Below are 19,205 nucleotides of genomic sequence, written 5' to 3'. Positions count from 1 at the left end.
TTACAGAGTTAAATTCAATACAAGGAGAAGATAATGGCAAAAGTAGAAGTGGAGTTAAAAAAACTCTATCAAATTTTAGTGGATGCTGAATATTTTTATCAGGTTCCTGATTACCAGCGCCCTTATGTGTGGGATAAGGATCATTTAGGGGCTTTGATTGATGATTTAGTGGGCAGCTATACCAACAACAGAGAAGATGAGTATTTTTGCGGCTCTATTGTGATCGCTGAAAATCAAAAAGATAAAAGATGGGATGTTGTGGATGGCCAACAGAGGCTAACGAGTTTTATTATCTTGGCCTGCACGATTTTAAGGCTTTATAAACACAGGTTAGGGCAAAAATCTAAAGATTTTATTGAAGGGAGTATTTATGATAAATACGATAAAGAAAAAGAGCGTCTGAAGTTTTTAACCGCTCAAAATTACAACAGTATTTTTGAAAACACGGTGTTAAAGAATTTAGAGTTTGAAGACAACATTAAAAAGAGCGAGTGGAATAAGAAGTTTGATGAAAACACTTATTTGCGTAACGCTTACTATTTTAGAGAGCTATTGAATGAGATCATGGAAAATGGTTCCATAAGCGATATGGATGATTTTGTCGAGTGGTTTTATGAACACATTGTTTTGACTAGGATCATTTGTTTTGAGCAAGACAGCGCGATGCAAATCTTTCAGGTGCTAAACGACAGAGGCCAACCCTTAAGCCCTATTGATATTTTAAAATCCAGTTTAATGCAAGAAATCAAACAAGATAGTGAAAAGCGTAAGGATTTTATAACCACTTGGGACAAATTGGTTGAAGCTTGCAAGAGCGTTGAGGGCGTGGATATTGATTTGGAAGACTTTTTTAACATGTATTTGGAATACGCTGATCCTAGCGCTTCTAAAAAGAGGGCCGATAAGGGATTAAAAAAGGTGTTCAAAGACAGCAAAAAAGACGCTTGCGGATTCATCTATGATGTGAGCGCTTTTATGAAATCTTATACCGATTTGTTAAAAAAACCAGACCGATACATTTATTTATTGAGATACCTTCCCTCTAGGTATTGGGCCAGTATTTTAACGACAGCCCTTCATGTCAAATACCCTGATTTTGACGCTTTGAAAAAGCTTTTGGTGTCTTATTATTATCAAACTTGGATTGCAGGAGGCACGATCACGCGCATCAAGCAAACGAGCATCAACATTATCAAAAATGTTAAAAGCAATAAAGACATTGAAACCATCCAAGAGCTTATACTGGATAACATAGAATCTTATAACACCTTTGACCAATACCTCTATAATTTATGGGAGAGCTCTTCTGTTTATCCTAGCAAATGGTTACGCCCTGTCTTAGCCCTGGCTAACTATTTCATGGCAGATGAAGAGAAACCTCATTTTATCGTTATGGATGCCGAAACCCAAGTGGAGCATATTTTACCCCAAACGCCCAAAAGAGGCAGTCAATGGAACGCGGATTTTAACAAAGAAAAAAGAGAAAAATGGGTAAATAATATCGCAAATCTAACCCTTTTAAAGCGTAAAAAGAACGCAAAAGCCTTAAATGGGGATTTTGATGAAAAAAGAAAAATTTATGGCGGCAAAGACCCAAGCAAAGTGATTAGCTGCTATGACATCACTAAAGAATTGTATAGCGACTATAGGAAGTGGGACGAGAAGTCTCTCCAAAAGCGACACGACTTTTTGTCTGAAATTATCACGCCTATTTTACACATAGAAGGGCAAGAAAAGGAATATGAAGATGATTTTGATCTAGAATGATTGAAAATTACCCATAAGGGCTAGAAAACAACAAAGGGATAATCAATGTCTAAAAAAGAAGCATTAAAGATAGCAAAGAAAAGGATTTTTAAAAACTTCTTAGAAGAAGCCAAACAACACCGCCCCATTATTTTCTATACAGATAACGATTGTGATGGCATGTTGGCTGGCAGCGTTTTAATGTCTATGTGTTACAGATTGGGTATTAAAGATTTCTTTTTCTTTAGCCCTTTAAGGAATGCGCATGGTTATGGTTTCACTGATTTAGCCATAAACGATTTATTGTCTCAACCTTGTATCTTTAACCCTAAAACCAACCAATTAGTCCGCTTGAATTGCATTAAAAACCAATTTCAAAAAGACCCCTTATTGTTTAGCGCTGACCTGGGGGCGGATTTGGCCGCTAACAACAAATTGCAAGAAATCTTATTAGAGCGTTTTGAACAATGCATCATCACAGACCACCATAAGAGTTTTGAAGTTGATTGGATTGATGAAAACAAAATCGCCTACATTAACCTGAACGATGAAAAAGACGCTAACTATTATAGCGGGGCTTTCACAAGCGCTTTAGTGTTTAATCAAATCTTTCAAATACAAACCACTCCTTTAGAAGAAGAATTGATCGCTATCACGCTTTTAAGCGATCGCATTGATTTAGATCATGGGGATAATTTGGATATGGTTTTGAATTTAGCGCCAGTTAAACATGAGCGCATTCAATGCTTTTTCAAAGATAAAGATCTTTCTTTAGCCCAAGACGATTTAGATGGAATTTCTAACTTATACGGCTTTAATTGCATCAATTATATCAACGCTTTAAACCGTTTGAGTGGGGCTAGAGAGTTTAATGGTTGTTATGATAGCTATTTGCATTATCTGGTTTTAAAGCATTTCAATCCCACAAGCGATCCGCACTTAAGCGCCTTTAATGTTAAGGAATTCAAAAGATACAACGACATTAAAAAGAAAATGGTGAAAGAAAGCGAAGAAAACGCTCAAATTTTTTCTTGTAACAAAATATTAGTGGCTCTTTTAGATGAAAGCTGCTCTATTAAAGTGGGTGTTAGCGATTTAGTGGCTGATAGATTTTTAAAAAAATACCCTTCCAATCGCTCCCTTTGTATCTATAGAGACAATAAAGACGGGTATAGCGGTAGCGCTAGAGGGAATTTTTTAAGCCAGATTAAAACCATTCCTTTAATACAATCTGGCGGGCATGAGGAAGCTTTTGGGTTGAGCTTTGCAAAAGAGGATTTTAAAAAAGTGATCAAAAGCTTACAAGCCTTATAAGGTCAAATAACGCTAAGGCTGAATTTTAAAAAAGAGGACTTGACATGTTATTGGATTATGATTTTTATTGTTATTGAATGATGAGAGCGGGAATCCAACCAGATACTACTATTTGTTACAAGATTTTGAAAAGGATTTTGTGGCTAGTGAAGTGGCTCAAAATAGAGCGAGGCAATTCGTTAAGGAAATCATTGGGAGCGAGAAAGCCTCTAAAACTAAAAACAGCGCCATTGAAGTTTCTAACACGAAAGCTTCTGCTATTGGGAGCGAAACGATTGGAAGTTATGATCTTAAAAAGGCGTGTGAGAAAATCAAAAGCGGACTACCTTTTGGGATTATCTCAGCCTTTAAACCCTTTAAAGACGCTTTTTACAGAGATTTCAATCATAATGAGCAAAAATTACTGATAGTGGCAGCTAAAAGCGGTTGCATTCAATCTAGTGCTGATAAACTGGCTCAGTTAAAAACGCGCTTACTCTATTGGCAGGACAAATCTGTTAAAGTGGATTGGGATAAACCCATTTTGATTAAGGACTTCTTTAAAGGCAATAATTACCTTTATAGGAGGTTGTGTTTTTTATTGGGGAAGCATTTTATGGACAGATTTTTTAAGAATAACGCTAAGGCGAGCGTGAAAGACTTTATATCCAGTAAGGAATTTGTCAGTAAATACCGATACACCCCCAAGCAAAATACAGAAAGAGCGAAAAAGCTGCAATCGTATTTAGAGAGTAAGCGTGATTTTATAGGGTTTGTTCAAACGCTTAACTCTTTGAAAGACAGCCCGCAAGATCCTTTTTTACCCGATGAAGAAATAAGCTTTTTGGTGTTCGCAAATGAGCCTACTATCATATTTAATTTAAGGGACTATTTATTGGTGTTAGCGCAAATATTTAACCAACAAGCGATCTGTTATTGTGAGAGCAAATGCCCTATAGAATTAATCAACGCTTCACCGGGTAAGGACTTTAACAAGACACAAGACAGCTTTTCAGACATCAAATTCTCAACGCCCAATCAATTAGAACAATCTCTCAACGCTCTTAAAAACAAGCTAGCTGCATTCTTTTCAAAACACCCTGATAAAAACAATGGTATAGAGTTTAATGAAATCGTTAAGACTCAAATAAAAGCGCTTTATATGCCACAATCTAGCGATGATTTTGATGATTTTCGCAAGGATCTTGAAGATAGTGTTAAAAGTTTTATCAGAGCGAAAAAAAATCGTTATGGTTTTCCTAGAATCTTTGATGTTGCAGACATAGAACAAGAAGAGAGGGAAGTCATTGAATGGCGAGAAAAAAAGAAAGCGTCAAAACAAAGTTACAAACAAAACCTTCAAATCAACAAAATCGCTAACGATTTAAAGCGTGATAAGATAGTGGATAAAAGAACGATTTTAAGCGTGATAGACGCTGATGCAGAATGTGGTTTTATCCCGCCTAAAGATTTGTTAAAACAATTAGAAAAAATTAGTGCTTCTCTTTCTAAAGACATCGTAATAGCGATAAGGCAAGTAGAAAAATTAGAGCTTAACTACGCGTTAATAGACAATATCCAGCATAACACGCTTGATGACACGATTGATTTTACCTTTATTGTTGGGGATTCTTTGAGCGTTCAGTCGCTTTATGTTACCTTTGATCTTGTGATTGACATGGATAGACCCATGAGCGAGCAGTTTCTCAACCACATTGGGAAATTGGGGAGTTTTGAATCTAGAGAGCGAGCGTTAGAGTGGGTGCGATTATCGCAAACTAAACTGATCATTGAAACGCCTAGAGAAGCGCTAAAAAATGCGGAATTATCGCAAATTGAAGAAATATTGACCGGCTGTATTTTTAATGGCGCTTACCGCCTTCAAAAACGATCTTAAAGGCAATAGACATGAAAATTTTAAGCAAAATTAAAACCACAGCAAGGAGGAACAAGCCATGCCAAAAAAATAAAGAACATTAAAAAACATTGAACGGGCAATTATAGCGGAATTTAAAACAAATTTTATCAAGGAGTATTTTATGGGTTTTCAAAATGAAAATAAATTAAAAGTGGGCGCGTCAGTCAAAGCCACGATCAATAACAAAGTGGTGGAGGCTAAAGTCATTAGCGTTGGGTTCAATCGTGTAACCTTAAGGAGTGAAAAAGGACAACAAGGTTCTTATGTTTTCAATAGCGACAAATTCTTAAAGTGGTTCAATAAAGTTCCATTGACCGAGCATATGAGACTTCACGCTGAAAACGAAAAAGCGAACATTTTAGATGGCGTTAAAGTGGTAACTAGCGGACCAAGTGTTAAGCAAAGGACTTCAACTCCTAAAGAGCCTAAAGAGAAAGAGGATAAGTTTAAACTCGCTTTTGGATTTGAGACTACTGATGATAAGACTAGCTTTGAGATTATTGCGGAGGATTATACTTTAAGCGAGAGAAAAAGTAGGCTTGGCGCGTTATTTTCTCCCATGTTTTTTGAGGGTAGTGGTAATCAAGCGTCTGCTATCATTATAACCGCTCTCCATTATACGAAAGGTTTAAATAAGCATAGCGATGCAGAGTGGCGTGCTATGCTTGATAACCGAGATGAGGAAAAATGCGAGATTGAGACACTAGACCACTTGGATAGAGTTGGAACGACTTTATTCTGTGGCGTGATTAAAGAGTATGCGGAGGGTAATAAGGAGTTTGAAAAAGAACTTAACGACTTTTCTCCTGATGGTTTTTGGGCTATGACTTTACCTAAAAATAAAAAAGAGGCAAAATTTGTCGTGCAACTCTTATGCGATGGCGGTATCAATAAATACGGCTTAAGCTGTGCGGGTCTTACTGAAAATTTGCTAAAAGACATTTTTAACAATATTGGACTAGCAACTGCTAAAGAGGTTGATGAGCATCTCGCTAATTTAGATAAAGAGGAGGCGGAGTTAAAAGAATAACCCCCCCCCCCTGTGGGGTCTCCTTTTTTTTAATCTCTCTTTTATTTTTCTCATTCTTTAGAGAATGTAATTATTTTCTAATCTCTAAGAAATTAATATCTAGGAATTAGGACCATGCAAGAAAGAGTTTTTAAAAGAAAAGTTTTAGATGCGAATATCTTAAAAGAAATGCATGCGAATAATGTCTGTTATTCCAAGCATTCAAAAGATAGGTTTATTCCTTTCAGATTTGACAAATCTCGTTATGTTGAATGTAAGCTTTTTAAAAAGATATTAAACTTTCTTAGCAATACAACTTTCTTTGGTGGCACAGGCTGTAAAAAACTCATGGAACTTTTAAGTGAAATCGTTATAGATTCTAGAAGTTCTAAAATCGCATTAAACCGCCATTATGCCTTAACTCGCTTGCAATGGTGCGATAGAACCTTAAGACATAATCTCCAAATTTTAGAGAGAACAGGATTTCTAACTGCTTTTAAGAACAAAAAAGGTTATATTTTTTTGTCTATGCATGACTTCACTAAAATAGAAAACTACGAACATTCAGGTTTGAATGGGGAGAGCAATTTACCTAATAGCTTCTTTTTAGGAATTTGTGGGTATTTGAAAAAAATATTCAAGAAATTAAAAGATAGAGCATTCAAGCTCGCAAACAAGCACGGTGTATTCTTTTTGAAAATTCCTAAGCATTTTCAAATGCAAAACTTTAACAATATTTTTTTGGAGTTTGTGTCGGCTAATAATCCTTGTCTTTCTTATAGATTGACTTATGATCAACTTGTTGGTAAAAAAATTCCAAGTATCAAGTGCTCTTACCAACAAGCAATTGTAAAAAAGAATATCTATAGAGTATTAGAAGAGCTATCTATAGATAAGGAAATTTTAGCATCATAAAGAAAACAAAGGATAAAAAATGCAATTCCCACTCAAAAAAGATTTAAAAATTTCACAAAAATATATAATCCCCAAAGGCTTTGACCCTACAAACAAAGAATACAAAAATTTTTTGGTGAAAGATCTACCTAAATTAGTGCATAGGGAAGTTGAAATCGCTATGAAATTATTATTTGAAATCAACGAAGTAGAGACCGCGATTGAAGTCATGAAATTTCTCACTCAAGCAATGGATCGTGTTTTGTATGATGCGAGAGCCAAACATTATGAAATGAGATTAGCCAAAGAGATTAAGAAAAGTGGATTTGGGTGAAAGACTATGGCTTATATCGCTAATTTACAATTCTTACCATTAGATGAGATTTTGCTCTCTAATGGTTATAAACACAAAGTAGAGAAATCAAGCAAAAATAACCCAGCTCTTTACAATGAGTATGATACCATTAAAGGCACGCTTATTGTTTCAAGAAAGCCTGATGGGAGTTATCATTATTTCAACACTCATAACGATGAAGATAAAGGCACGATTATCGCCTTTTGTAAAAATCGTGGGCTAGATTTTAATGATTTGATCAAAAACAGAGATGATTTAGAAATTAGCGATAAGCCAAACCACAAATATAACAATTCCAAGCCTTATACAATCATTACCAAAGAACAAGAAGCAGAGCGTCAAAAAGTAGTGAAACAATTTGAAAAGCTCCGTTACTACGATATAGAAAGCTCAGATTTGTTTCACACCTTGCTGGATAGTCGCTCTTTGGATAAAACTTTACTAAAACCTTACAATCATTTACTTAAAGAAGATGAACATGCAAATTTATGCGTGCCTTGCTATCTAGTCAATGATGATGGAAATTTGATACAGGGTGGATATAACAAGCGATTGTCCAAACCTTTCACTATGCAAGGAGCTACTAATCCCACTAAACACTTAATGCAAGCAGGTTCTATCAAGGGTTTTGAAGTTTTATCCCCACAAAATATTAAAAATATTCAAAATATCATTGTAGCTGAAAGCGTTTTTGATGGCTTAAGCGTGTTAGAAATGCAAGGGTTTGATCCCAATCAAACAGCTATTATTTCTACTATTGGTAATTTCACAGAAGAAAGAATGCAAAAATTTGTAGATAAATTTCTTAATACCATCAACACTTATAAGTGTAAGGAATACAATGAATACCACAAAGAAATTGATCGCTACAACAAGCAGTTAGAGGACTATGAAAATTACATAAATTTTCAAAAAAGATATGAAAAATGGCGTGCTAAAGAGTTAGCTAAACACGATAATGACCCTAAAAAAGTCCCTAATGATCCCATTTTCTCGCCCATAAGAGATAAAAACAATCTTATCCCTAGACCCGTTTTTAAGCCCGCTCTAGCCTTACGCCTAAAAGAACCAAAAATTCCTAATTTAAGTCTTAATGTTATTTTAGCAATGGATCATGATGAACAGGGGCGAAAATTCAACGCTATTTTGGAAAAAATTTTTTACGCTCATACTAAAGAAATTCCAAACATCTATACGCCTATCAGCAAAGATGCGAACGATGATTTGAAAATCGCTAAAGCATTAGGATTGAAGCAAATTAGCAATAGGACTTTACAAGATTTTTTATTTGATGCCAAAGAAAAAATGCAAAACCCTACTACCACACCATCACAAAAAAGCATCTTGGCTAACCAATTACAAAAACTACAAGATCTAATGCCAAAACCTAAACTACTACAAGGAGTGTTTCATGGTTACCAACAAGATCATGGATTTGGATCTAAATATGTAGCTAATTCTGTCTATTACACCAACAATCAATCTCAAAACAAAGGACATGAAAGATGAAAACAAAACATAAAGGAATAATAATGTTTAAGCAAATTCGTAGAATGATGAGTTTGGCAATATTAATGCCTAGTTTTTTATTGGCGGCGCCAGATTACAAACAAAAATTCACTCAAATATTGGATTTCATAAGCAATGACTTTATCAAAGCTATCGGTGGTCTAATCATTGTTGGGACTTGCATTTACGCCTATAAAAATTGGGATAGGCTTGGAGAAATTGGTTGGAAATGCGTTGGGATTATCATTATAACCGCTGCTATTTCTAATGCTAAAACTTTAAGTCAATGGTTATTTTAGATGGCATTGCATATTGTTTGTGTTGAAAGTACCAACATTAGAGAAATCAGCAAAAGAGAAACTTTTTTGGGATTAAACTTGGATAGTTGGATTGTTAGTTTCTTAATGTCGGCATGGTTACTTTCATTCCAACCACTTTATGCTATGGGTTTAATGGCTAGTTGTGTGTTTGTATTCTACATTTTAGAATTTTTTGATGAAGATATAACAGCCATTTTGCATGTGCTTTTCACCTTAAAAACAGGAGCTAGAAATTATTATGCTTGAGAAAATTTTTAATTCTTTGTGCTCGCTAGTTCCTAAGCGTTATAGCATGAAAGAAGAAACTAACATTGTTGGCATTTACAATGAGCATTATCTTTTAAGTGAAAAATCAAACCTTGTAGGCGCTCTTAAATTAGAGGGAATTTCTTATTTGTCTTTAGATGACAAAGAAATAGCACAAAAATTTAATGAACGCATTTTAGCTCTTAATGAGATTGTAGATGGAGTGCATTTTAAAATCGTAGCTAAAAGGCGTAAGATTTTCATGCACCATGAATATACTCAAGAGGAGATAAGCAATCCTTTTGCATTAGAGGTTATCAATTTATGGGAGCAGGGGGTTGAGGATGTTTATCAAAATTTCTATTACTTAATTTTTGAAACTAAGAATGATAGCATTAAAGGTTATTTGGAACGATTTAAGAAAAAAATCACTACCAATGAATTAGAAAATATTCAAGAAAATGATAAACAAGATGAAGTGAAATATCAAGAAAACTATTTCATAGGCTTTGATAATTTTAATTTAGCAGATAAATCTAAAATATTAGACAGCATTATCAATAATGTTAAAAACATGCTTTCTGGCTTGTTTGTAGAAAAATTAGATGCCAATAGTTTGCTTAATTTTTATGCGGAATACATTAATGGCGTTTCTAGTGAATACACTTTTTCTAGAGGTCGTTTGCATGATGGCATGATCAATTCTGATGTGCATTTTAAAAAAGATTTTTTCACTCACATTCACAATGGTAAAGAGATTTTCAAGCGTTTCATCAGCATTAAGACTTATGATATGGACAAAATTGTCAGCACCGCTCTTTCTTCAGTGTTGCATTTATCTTTAGAATTTGATGTGATTTTAAACATTGACAATATTCCTAAAACAAAGGCTGAAAAAAGGATTGAAACTAAAAGAAAAAGAGCGAATAAGAGCGTTAGAGTTGAAATTGATGAATTGAATGACCTTATTAAAACAGACAGAGTTTTGATGCAAGAGATTTCTTTAAACATTTTAGTTTATGCCAAAACTAAAACCGATTTAGATAGTGCTTGTATAGAAATTACCAACTTGCTTAAACAAAAAGGTATTGTAAGCACACAAGAGAGTATTGGCATGTTGCCTATGTTTTTTAGCTTTTTCCCCAATCGTAATCGCTTGAATTTTAGAAAGCGTTTGTTGTCTAGTCAAAATATTGCTTCTTTAATCATATTTGAAAAACAAAATTGTGGTTTTTCTAGAAATTCATGGGGTGATCGCCATTTAACTATTTTTAGAAACCAAGACAAATCGCCTTATTTATTCAATTTCCATGCTTATGAGGCAAAAAGAAAAAATGATATGGTATCAGGGCATACCATCATCTTTGGTGGCACAGGGGCTGGTAAAACCACTTTAATTGAATTTTTAATCACCAATTGTTTTAAGTATGAAGATTTAAGTATTTTGGCTTTAGACAGAAATAATGGCATGCGTGTGATGACTGAGTTTTTAGATGGTCAATACAACGATAGTAATGATTTCTACATTAATCCGTTTTCTTTAAAAGATACAAGTGCTAATTGCACCTTTTTAGTGAGTTGGTTGGCATTCATGCTCAATATTGATGAAGATACTAAAGATGAAAAAGAAAAAAAGACTTTAAGCGCTTTATCCAAAACAATCAGAGTTTGCTATAACAATATCACAAAACAAGGAGGTGCTATTTTTAAGCTAAGAGATTTTAAAGACACGCTAGAAATAGACTATTTAGATAGCAAGGACATTTTAGAAAAAGAGAGTTCAAAAGACTTATACAAGCATTCTACTGATTGTTTAGACTTTGCTAAAAAGCTTTCTGTTATTGATATGGATGCTCTTTCTAGTAGTAAAAAAGATTTCAACTTGGCAGTGCTATACCTATTCTACAAAGTCATAAATAGAGCTAAATTAGAAAACAAGCCTTTTTATATCTTCATTGATGAAGCAAAATCTGTTATTGAAAATCCCATCATGTTAGCTAAAATCAAAGACACACTCGCTCAAGCTAGAAAACTCAATGGGGTTTTAACTTTAGCCTTTCAAGACATTAACCAACTTGATGGCGTAGAGGGAGCAAAGTCCATTATAGAAAACGCCGCTCAAGTCATACTCTATCCTACAAACAATTTTGAGAAATTAGAGAGCTATGGCATTTTATTAAGTCCTATTGAAAAATCCTTTTTAAACAAAACGCCGTTAAACGCTAGGCAAGTATTAGTGAAAAACCTTCTCACTCAATCTAGCGTATTTTTAGAAATCAATTTAGAAAAGCTAAACAGCACCAGTAAAAAATTTTTAAGAGCGTATAACTCTAGCGCGTCTAGCGTTTTTGAACTGGAAACGCTTAAAAAAGATAATCCAAAGGATTATAAAGAAATTTACTTGACAAAGGAGTAGGAATGAAAGATAGCGTGATCATCATTGAGAGTCCTAATAAGGTTGAAAAGATTAAGCAACTAACAGGTGCGGAAGTTTATGCAACTATAGGGCATTTTACCAACCTTATAGGCGTAGATATTGAAAATAATTTTGCTTGTAAGTTTGAAATCAAAGAAGACAAGGCTAAGAAAATAAATTTTTTAATCAATGCTTGTAGGGACAAAAAAGTCTATATCGCTACTGACCCTGATAGAGAGGGCTATGGTATTGGTTATCAATTTTATGAAAAAATTAAAAATGTAGCTAGTGAAATTTATCGTGCAGAATTTCATGAGATCACACCAAGCGGTATTGAAAAGGGCTTAAAAAATGCGGTGTTATTTTCTCGTTCTAACACTAATTTATACCAATCATTCTTAGGCAGGATTGCAAGCGATCAGGTTGTTGGGTTTGCTCTAACAAGCTATTTAAGAAAAAGTTTAAATCTTAGTGAATTGAGCGCTGGTAGAGTGCAAACTCCAGCTCTAGCTTTAATCTGCCAAAGAGATCAAGAAATAAGGGATTTTGATAAGTTGGATGCTGAAGAAAAAGTAGATTATCAAATCCAAGCTAAGATTGTGTACAATGAAAGAGAAGCGATTATTAAGCATGTAAGGGCGAATGAGAAAAACGAACTAGTAGATTTTAAATTTAAAGACAAAAATGAAGCATCTCAATTTTTAGAAGATTTAAAAGACGGATTAGGCTCTATGAGTGTTCTAGTTTCAGTAAAAGAAAGTCTATCCAATAAAGAGCCTAAAAAACCTTTCACCACTTCTAAACTTTTATCCCAAGCTAATAAAGCATTAAAAATACCTACTAAAGAAATCGCACAGCTTGCTCAAAAGCTCTTTGAAGTTGGTCTCATCACTTATCACAGAACTGATAGTGAATTTTTAAGTCCTGAGTATCTCAAAGAGCATGAAGCGTTTTTTGAACCTATTTATCCGAGTATTTATCAATACAGGGAATATAAGGCTGGTAAAAATTCACAAGCTGAAGCGCATGAAGCCATAAGAATTACACATCCGCATGCTTTAAAAGACTTAGAAAAAGTGTGCAGTGACGCTAAAATAAGCGAAGAATTAGCGCTGAAGTTGTATCAACTTATTTATGCCAATACAATTTGTTCTCAAAGTAGAAACGCCTTATACAATCAATACGATTGTATCTTTAAAATCAAAAGCGAGAGTTTTAAGCTCTCTTTCAAACTTTTAAAAGAAAAGGGTTTTTTAGAGATTGAAGAACTCATTCAAGGCAAAGAAGAACCTAACAAGGAAGAACAAGAAAATGAAATAGAAAACTTTTCATTAAAAGAAAATGACAGTGTCCCGTTAAAAGAAGTTTTTATTAAAGAAATAGAAAAACCCAGTCCTAAACCTTATAAAGAAAGTGCCTTTATTCCTTTATTAGAAAGCGAGGGGATTGGTCGTCCTAGCACTTATGCGAGCTTCTTAGATCTTCTTTTGAAGCGTAAATATATTAGCATTGATACAAAAACTAACGCTATCACCCCTACTAGTCAAGGATTAGAAGTGATTTCATTTTTCAAAAAAGATAAAGAAGTGGATTTCATCGCTCTTACAAGCAAGGATAAGAGCAAATTAGGAAGCACTACCAAACAATTTGAAGAATGTTTGGATTTAATCGTGAGAGGTGAAGCTAGTTATGAAAAGTTCATGCTTGAAGTCATAAGCAAATTAAAAAGTACCGCCAAGTTTTATCAAACACAATCTACTAACAATAACATGCCTACTGATAAGCAACTTGAACTCATAGAAAAAATTTGTAAAGATAAAAAATTACAAAAGCCCAGTCAAGAAATCCTGCAGAACAAGGAAAAATGTTCTGATTGGATTGCAGAGCATGTTAAAGAAAAACCTAGTCAAAAACAACTAAATCTGGTTAAAAAAATTTGTGAAGAGTGCAAATTGGCAATGCCCACCAATAAAATATTGAATGACAAATTCGCTATCTCTAAATGGATTGATAAACACAAAAAGACAAAGAAATGAGAATATTTTTAATAGGAATAATTTTGTTAGCACTAAGTGGATGTTCTAACAAACAATATGAAATGTATAAAAGCCCTTGTGCCTTTTTGCACTTAAATCAATCCATAGGCTAGTTGATGTCAAAAAGAAGCGAAGTTTTAGAACAATTTCATAGCGGTTTAAAAAATTTAGAATTACAAACTAAAAGACGCATGGATTTGTGGGGCGATCTAAAAGAGGATGAAGAACAAACTTTGCTTTTAGGAGAAATTGAAAATGAATTAAAGCAATTAGAAAACAAAGAAAATCTTAAAGCAGACAACAACACAGAATTTAAAGAAGAAAATCAAGACACTAAAGAAAACCAGCCTAACGATTTGTTTTCTTTGCCATTGCCTACTCAAACCACCATCAATGGAATTAAAGAATTTGTAGAAGAGCCTGTGATAGAAGCAGAGGAAAAAGAAACACCCCAAAATGAGTCAATCCAAGAAAAAAAAGAAAGAATTTTTAAAAACTTTTTCTCCAGAATAGGCTTTAATAAAAGTATTGCTCCCACAATGCTCTTTGAAGAAGTGAGAGATGCAAGCGTTATCTATCATTTAGAGAAAAAATTAGGCGATTATATCTTTTATGTAGCGTGTTTCTTCTTTGGTACAACAGCACTGCTTGTTATCTTAATGATCGTTCTGTTGCCGTTAAAACAAAAAGAGCCGTATTTAGTGCAATTTTCTAACAATAAAGAAAATTTTGCTTTAGTTCAAAAGGCAGATAGCACCATTACAGCCAATAAAGCTCTTATTCGTTCATTAGTGGGAGCGTATGTGCTAAACAGGGAAAGCATTACTCATATTGAACAACATGAAAAAATGCGTCAAAATACCATTAAAGAGCAAAGTTCCAATGAGGTATGGTATGAATTTGAAAAACTCATCGCTTATCATGACAGCATTTACACAAATCCTTTACTTACAAGAAAGGTAAAGATTGCAAATATCTATTTAGATAAAGATTTAGCCTATATTGATATTGAAGTGGGCTTGTATCATAGCGGAGAATTAGAGAGCTTAAAACGATATAAAGTGGTGATGAGTTTTGAATTTAAAAAACAAGAAATCAATTTTGACTCCATGTCTTTAAACCCTACAGGCTTTATTGTTACAGGTTATGATGTAACTGAAATTGCGATTTTAAAAGATTTAGATGAGAAAAATAAAGTCAAAGACGATGGTGTGAAATCTAGGATTATCCATACCGAGAAAAAAGACCCTCACATGAGCCAGTATAAAGATGTTAAGGAACAATAATGAAAAAATTTACTCTATCGCTATTTTTGTGCTGCGCTTTACTTCGTGCTGAAGAGGATATTTTTAGGAACAACACAAATGAAACTGATCTTACAAGTTCTTTTGAACATGGCAAAGAAAACAACAATCTTATCCCAGCAAAATCCGATAGTTTAGAAAGTTTCAAAGAACAAGAAAACAAAGAAAAAGCCAAACAGCTTATGGATTTAAAGGCCCTACAGAGCGTGTATTTTTCTAAAAATAGAAAATTGCAAGACAATAATTTCAATGTCTTGTATGTGGCAGGCAACACCAACAAAATCCGCTTACGCTATGCGATGACCACTACTTTTATTTTTGATAATGATCCTATTATCTATGTGAGCTTAGGAGATCCTAGCGGTTTTGAACTCACTTACCCCACTAATGATCATTACGATTTATCCAACATGCTAGTGATCAAACCCTTGCTTATAGGGGTGGATACAAACCTAACCGTAGTTGGAGCGAGCGGAACAATTTATACTTTTTACTTGTTTAGCACCACTTACACCAGCAAGTTTCAAAGCTATTTTTCAGTGTTTGTCTCTAATAAAAGATCTATCGGTAAGCTCAATATTCTGTCTAAGAGCGAGTTAGAAAAAAAAGAGCAAGAACAATTGGCTAAAACAGAAACAAATATAAATAGCTCTAATCAACAAGATAAACAAAAGCTTGACTATAGAAAAATCCATTATGAGAGCAAGGAAATTGATGATGGCAAGTTTATAAGAATTGGAGATGAAGTCAATCACATTTTCATTGAAAAAGCTAAAATCAATCGTGGTTATTTGCAAAACCCCAAACACAAACGCACTTGGTGGAGTTTGTGGCTCTATAAAAAACCCAGTGATGACGCGCTTGATATAAAGGCGCTAGATGTCTTTGATGATGGCAAATACACTTATTTTAGATATGACAGGGATCAAGCCTTTTCAAAATTTCCTTACACCTATAAGGTTGTAGATGGGTATGATAATCCTATCAATAGCCGTGTGGTAGGGAATTACATTATTGCTGAAGATGTTTCTAAAAAATGGACTTTAAGGAGCGGTAAGGAATATGTGTGCGTGAGAAGAGACAAGCACAAATACCAAAAATCTAAGGACTTCATGCGTTTAAAAAGGCTTTTAGAGCAAGATGAAGCCATGAAAGCCAAACGAAACAACATGCATTTGATTGAAGACACTACGCCTCAACCTAAAAATGCCATTAGCGTAACGGAGTTGTTAGCTCAAATCAAAAACCAAACTCCAAGCAAAGAATGCCGAGCCTTAAATGAAGAAGAAGTGAAAACTTTAGAAGAGGTTAAAAACATCATAAAAGCTCCTAAGCCTTTGCAAAAAGATTTGAAAAACAAGCTCAAAAAACACACCATCAAAACCCAATATTGCGTGCCTATCCCTTATATTGAAAGACTAAAAACCATTGATGGTTTAGAGAAGCATCAAAAGGGGCTAAATAACCCCCTAAAACAAAATCAAGCGAACCCTATTAAAGGGGATAAAGAAAACAAGAAATGAAAAAACTTCTTTTACTCTTAGAGCATAAGATCGTAAAAATTGGATTAATTATTGTGATTGTGTTAGCTGGGTTTTTTCTTTTTTACGAACAAGAAATCAAAGAAAAAGCTGTTAATGTTTCTCAAGGTAAATTCCCCACTTCATCTTATTTGTTTCAAGCTTACGAAGGTATTAAGAATAAAATAGATACTATCAATGAAGTGAAACCAAACGATGAAACTAAAAGCGTTAATGAGAATATAGAAAAAACACAAAAAGATTTAGATGATTTTAATGTGCTAGTGCAAAAATTACCAAATTTGCCTAAGGATTTTAATAAAACGCTTATTAAACCACAAAGTCCATCCTTCAACTACAATACCGCTAACGAAGATGAAAAATCCCGCCTGGTGATTTTAGCGTCTCGTATTAGCAGCCAAAAAGAAACGCAACCTCCCATTTCTATAAAAAATAGCGTTTCTCACATAAAATCCAAAGAAAAACGAGAGCTTGAAAAAGAATACGGCTCTAGCGGGTTTAAAAATTTTAAAAGAAAAAATGTAGCGAGCAGTGAAAACAAACTTTTAAGAACGATTACAGCTGACAGAATGATCCCAGCCATTCTGATCACTCCTATTAGCAGTGAAATAGGGGGGAGTAAGATAGTCGCTCAAGTGGAGAGCGATATATACGCAACGATGGGTAGAGCGGTTTTAATCCCTAAAGGGAGTAGAGCCATAGGCTATTACAACTCTAATAACAAAATAGGAGAATACCGATTAGAAATTGCTTGGAACAGGATCATCACGCCACAAGGGGTTAATATTATTTTAAGCGATGCTAAGGGGGCTGATGTCAAGGGCTATAACGGCATGATAGGCACGCTCCATAACAAATATTGGGAACGCTATGGTATCCCCTTATCCTTAAGCACTTTGTCAAACGGGCTACTCATAGGACTTACTAGCGGTCTTACCGAAGCGATGAAAAACAAAAGGGGTGGTTTCAATCAAAACTATTTTGGAGATTACATGATGATGCAAATGACAAGACAAACTGGTATCAGCCTGAATAACATTATCGCTCAAATCATGCGAGAGCAAATCAGGATTAAGCCCATTATCACTATTAGAGAAGGAAGCCATATTTTTATTAGTCCTAATACGGATATTTGGTTTCCTATCCCTAAAAACAATGAAGTCTTAGCGAAATTTTTTAATGAAGAAAAGGAGCAAAACAATGATACAAAATAGAATTATTTATAATAATTTTATTCTAAATAGTGTAAAATTAAAATACAATATTAAACATAAGGATTGCCAATGGAATTCAACCCTGAAGAAGAATTATTGAACACTCTAGAAGAAAGCAAAGATGCAGAATATGTGGAGCTTTGCAAAAAAGCAGTAGAGGCGCAAATGGAATTAAGGAAAGTTATGGATAAACGCCTAGAAAATGAAACCAAAGAGGTAAGATCCAGAATGCAAGCAAGGATTACTGAAAGGCTGGTTTCAGAAATTTTAAATACCGAAGAGCATTTTTCAAAAAAGATTATCCAAAACGAGAAAACGCTTGAAATTATTTTTGATATAGAAAGGACTTATGACAATGATTGGTGATGATGTTAAAAAACTAATGAGAATATTGGTGAAAGCAAGAACGATCAAGCTGTGAAAAGATCTAGACAATACGCTAAAAACAAAAAGAGCTACGAAGAGAGTTTAAAGGAATATAACAAGTATGTTGTCGTGCAAAATGCTGAACAAGAACGCTATGAAAGTCTTGTAAAAGAGTTTGAAGAGCTTCTAAACAAAAGAAAAGCTATTGATAATGAGTTAGATGCTAAAAGTGGGGAAATTCTAGATAGTGCCAAAAAACTAGGGCATTTCAAAAAAACTAAAAAGGTTTAGAATGGCAGATGAGTTACAGAATTTGGGCTTTTTGAAAAGTCTAATACAAAAAAGAGAAGTTTTGTTAAGAAAGAAAGAATTCTACAACGACAAGGTCATTAAAGAAAGATTTCTTATTATGGAAAACAAGGAAAAAAACAGATTGGCTAACAAACGACTGGCGAGTTATAGGAAATCGTTAGCCAATATCAATAAGGAGTTATTGGAATTAAAAAGAGAAATTAATGCTAAAAAGATGCACACCTTTAAAATTCAAAATGGCGAACAACATTATGGTTTTATAGAAAAAGGTGTAGATGAATGAATGGTCTTTTCAATTCTAAACAAGAACAACTCCCGCTAGTATTGCAAAGATTTGTGAGAGATCTAAAGCCTTATTTAGAAATGCCTATCAATGAAATCATGTTTAACAAAGAAAAAGAGTTTTATTTAGCTAAAGGCTCTTCTATGAGATTAGTGGCTGATGAAAGGTTCAGTCAAGATTACTTGATCACTTTTTGCGAACAATTAGCGAATTTTAGAAATCAAATGTTTGATTTAAAACACCCACAGCTCGCTACTTCTATACCTTACACACAATTTCGCGTGCATGCTTTACATCCTGGTGTTATTGCTAATAGCAATATTGCGATCAACATTAGAATACCTAGTCTTTTTAAATTCCCTATTGAGAGCTTTAAACTTTCTCAAAAATGTTTAGAGAAGAACATGACTTACCAACAAATTATCAATGCCGGTATATGGCTC

15 protein-coding genes and 3 pseudogenes are annotated in these 19,205 nt (G+C 34.1%); all 18 read left to right on the top strand.

From position 1 onward, the window contains the following. Nucleotides 1-48: 48 nt before the first annotated feature. Nucleotides 49-1,767, top strand: a complete 1,719-nt coding sequence (locus BZK24_RS02900) for a DUF262 domain-containing protein (protein ID WP_242423414.1) — start codon at nucleotides 49-51, stop codon at nucleotides 1,765-1,767. Between the two features lie 45 nt (nucleotides 1,768-1,812). Next, nucleotides 1,813-3,060 (top strand): DHH family phosphoesterase, encoded by a 1,248-nt coding sequence (locus tag BZK24_RS02895; protein ID WP_077656514.1) that lies wholly within the window; start codon nucleotides 1,813-1,815, stop codon nucleotides 3,058-3,060. 44 nt (nucleotides 3,061-3,104) lie between these two features. Continuing rightward, a pseudogene (locus BZK24_RS09560) lies at nucleotides 3,105-4,970 on the top strand (hypothetical protein). A gap of 108 nt (nucleotides 4,971-5,078) precedes the next feature. Next, nucleotides 5,079-5,987, top strand: a complete 909-nt coding sequence (locus BZK24_RS02885; RefSeq protein WP_077656513.1) for a hypothetical protein — start codon at nucleotides 5,079-5,081, stop codon at nucleotides 5,985-5,987. A gap of 114 nt (nucleotides 5,988-6,101) precedes the next feature. Further along, complete coding sequence (locus BZK24_RS02880) at nucleotides 6,102-6,881, top strand: hypothetical protein (RefSeq protein WP_077656512.1); 780 nt, start codon at nucleotides 6,102-6,104, stop codon at nucleotides 6,879-6,881. A gap of 19 nt (nucleotides 6,882-6,900) precedes the next feature. Then, nucleotides 6,901-7,194 carry a hypothetical protein gene (locus BZK24_RS02875; RefSeq protein WP_077656511.1) on the top strand — a complete coding sequence of 98 codons (294 nt, stop codon included), beginning with the start codon at nucleotides 6,901-6,903 and terminating at the stop codon, nucleotides 7,192-7,194. 6 nt (nucleotides 7,195-7,200) lie between these two features. Next, the gene (locus BZK24_RS02870) at nucleotides 7,201-8,724 is read left to right on the top strand and encodes a toprim domain-containing protein (RefSeq protein ID WP_077656510.1); all 1,524 of its coding nucleotides are present in this window, start codon (nucleotides 7,201-7,203) and stop codon (nucleotides 8,722-8,724) included. Next, entirely contained in the window at nucleotides 8,721-9,023 is a 303-nt protein-coding gene (locus BZK24_RS02865) for a virB2 type IV secretion protein (RefSeq protein WP_077656509.1), read from the top strand. The genes BZK24_RS02870 and BZK24_RS02865 overlap by 4 nt, the downstream gene beginning before the upstream one ends. After that, nucleotides 9,024-9,290, top strand: a complete 267-nt coding sequence (locus BZK24_RS02860; RefSeq protein WP_077656508.1) for a virB3 type IV secretion protein — start codon at nucleotides 9,024-9,026, stop codon at nucleotides 9,288-9,290. After that, complete coding sequence (locus tag BZK24_RS02855; protein WP_077656507.1) at nucleotides 9,283-11,706, top strand: VirB4 family type IV secretion/conjugal transfer ATPase; 2,424 nt, start codon at nucleotides 9,283-9,285, stop codon at nucleotides 11,704-11,706. The genes BZK24_RS02860 and BZK24_RS02855 overlap by 8 nt, the downstream gene beginning before the upstream one ends. A gap of 2 nt (nucleotides 11,707-11,708) precedes the next feature. Next, a complete protein-coding gene (locus tag BZK24_RS02850) occupies nucleotides 11,709-13,742 on the top strand; it encodes a type IA DNA topoisomerase (protein WP_077656506.1) in 2,034 nt (677 codons plus the stop codon). 116 nt (nucleotides 13,743-13,858) lie between these two features. Continuing rightward, nucleotides 13,859-15,028, top strand: a complete 1,170-nt coding sequence (locus BZK24_RS02845) for a VirB8 family type IV secretion system protein (protein WP_077656505.1) — start codon at nucleotides 13,859-13,861, stop codon at nucleotides 15,026-15,028. Further along, nucleotides 15,028-16,569, top strand: coding sequence for a TrbG/VirB9 family P-type conjugative transfer protein (locus BZK24_RS02840; protein ID WP_077656504.1), 1,542 nt, complete (start codon nucleotides 15,028-15,030; stop codon nucleotides 16,567-16,569). Before BZK24_RS02845 ends, BZK24_RS02840 begins: the two co-directional genes overlap by 1 nt. Further along, nucleotides 16,566-17,801 carry a DNA type IV secretion system protein ComB10 gene (locus BZK24_RS02835; protein ID WP_077656503.1) on the top strand — a complete coding sequence of 412 codons (1,236 nt, stop codon included), beginning with the start codon at nucleotides 16,566-16,568 and terminating at the stop codon, nucleotides 17,799-17,801. The genes BZK24_RS02840 and BZK24_RS02835 overlap by 4 nt, the downstream gene beginning before the upstream one ends. Nucleotides 17,802-17,870: 69 nt before the next feature. Then, the gene (locus tag BZK24_RS02830) at nucleotides 17,871-18,167 is read left to right on the top strand and encodes a hypothetical protein (RefSeq protein ID WP_077656502.1); all 297 of its coding nucleotides are present in this window, start codon (nucleotides 17,871-17,873) and stop codon (nucleotides 18,165-18,167) included. Then, nucleotides 18,157-18,458 (top strand): annotated as a pseudogene (locus BZK24_RS09860) (hypothetical protein). Before BZK24_RS02830 ends, BZK24_RS09860 begins: the two are co-directional and overlap by 11 nt. A gap of 1 nt (nucleotide 18,459) precedes the next feature. Beyond that, nucleotides 18,460-18,762, top strand: a complete 303-nt coding sequence (locus BZK24_RS02820) for a hypothetical protein (RefSeq protein ID WP_077656500.1) — start codon at nucleotides 18,460-18,462, stop codon at nucleotides 18,760-18,762. Further along, nucleotides 18,759-19,205: pseudogene (locus BZK24_RS02815) on the top strand (ATPase); the annotation flags it as partial. The gene BZK24_RS02820 and the pseudogene BZK24_RS02815, both read left to right, overlap by 4 nt.

It is taken from the genome of Helicobacter pylori (assembly GCF_001998165.1).
Lineage (GTDB): Bacteria > Campylobacterota > Campylobacteria > Campylobacterales > Helicobacteraceae > Helicobacter > Helicobacter pylori_DL.
This window is presented reverse-complemented; position numbering and strand designations above follow the sequence as displayed.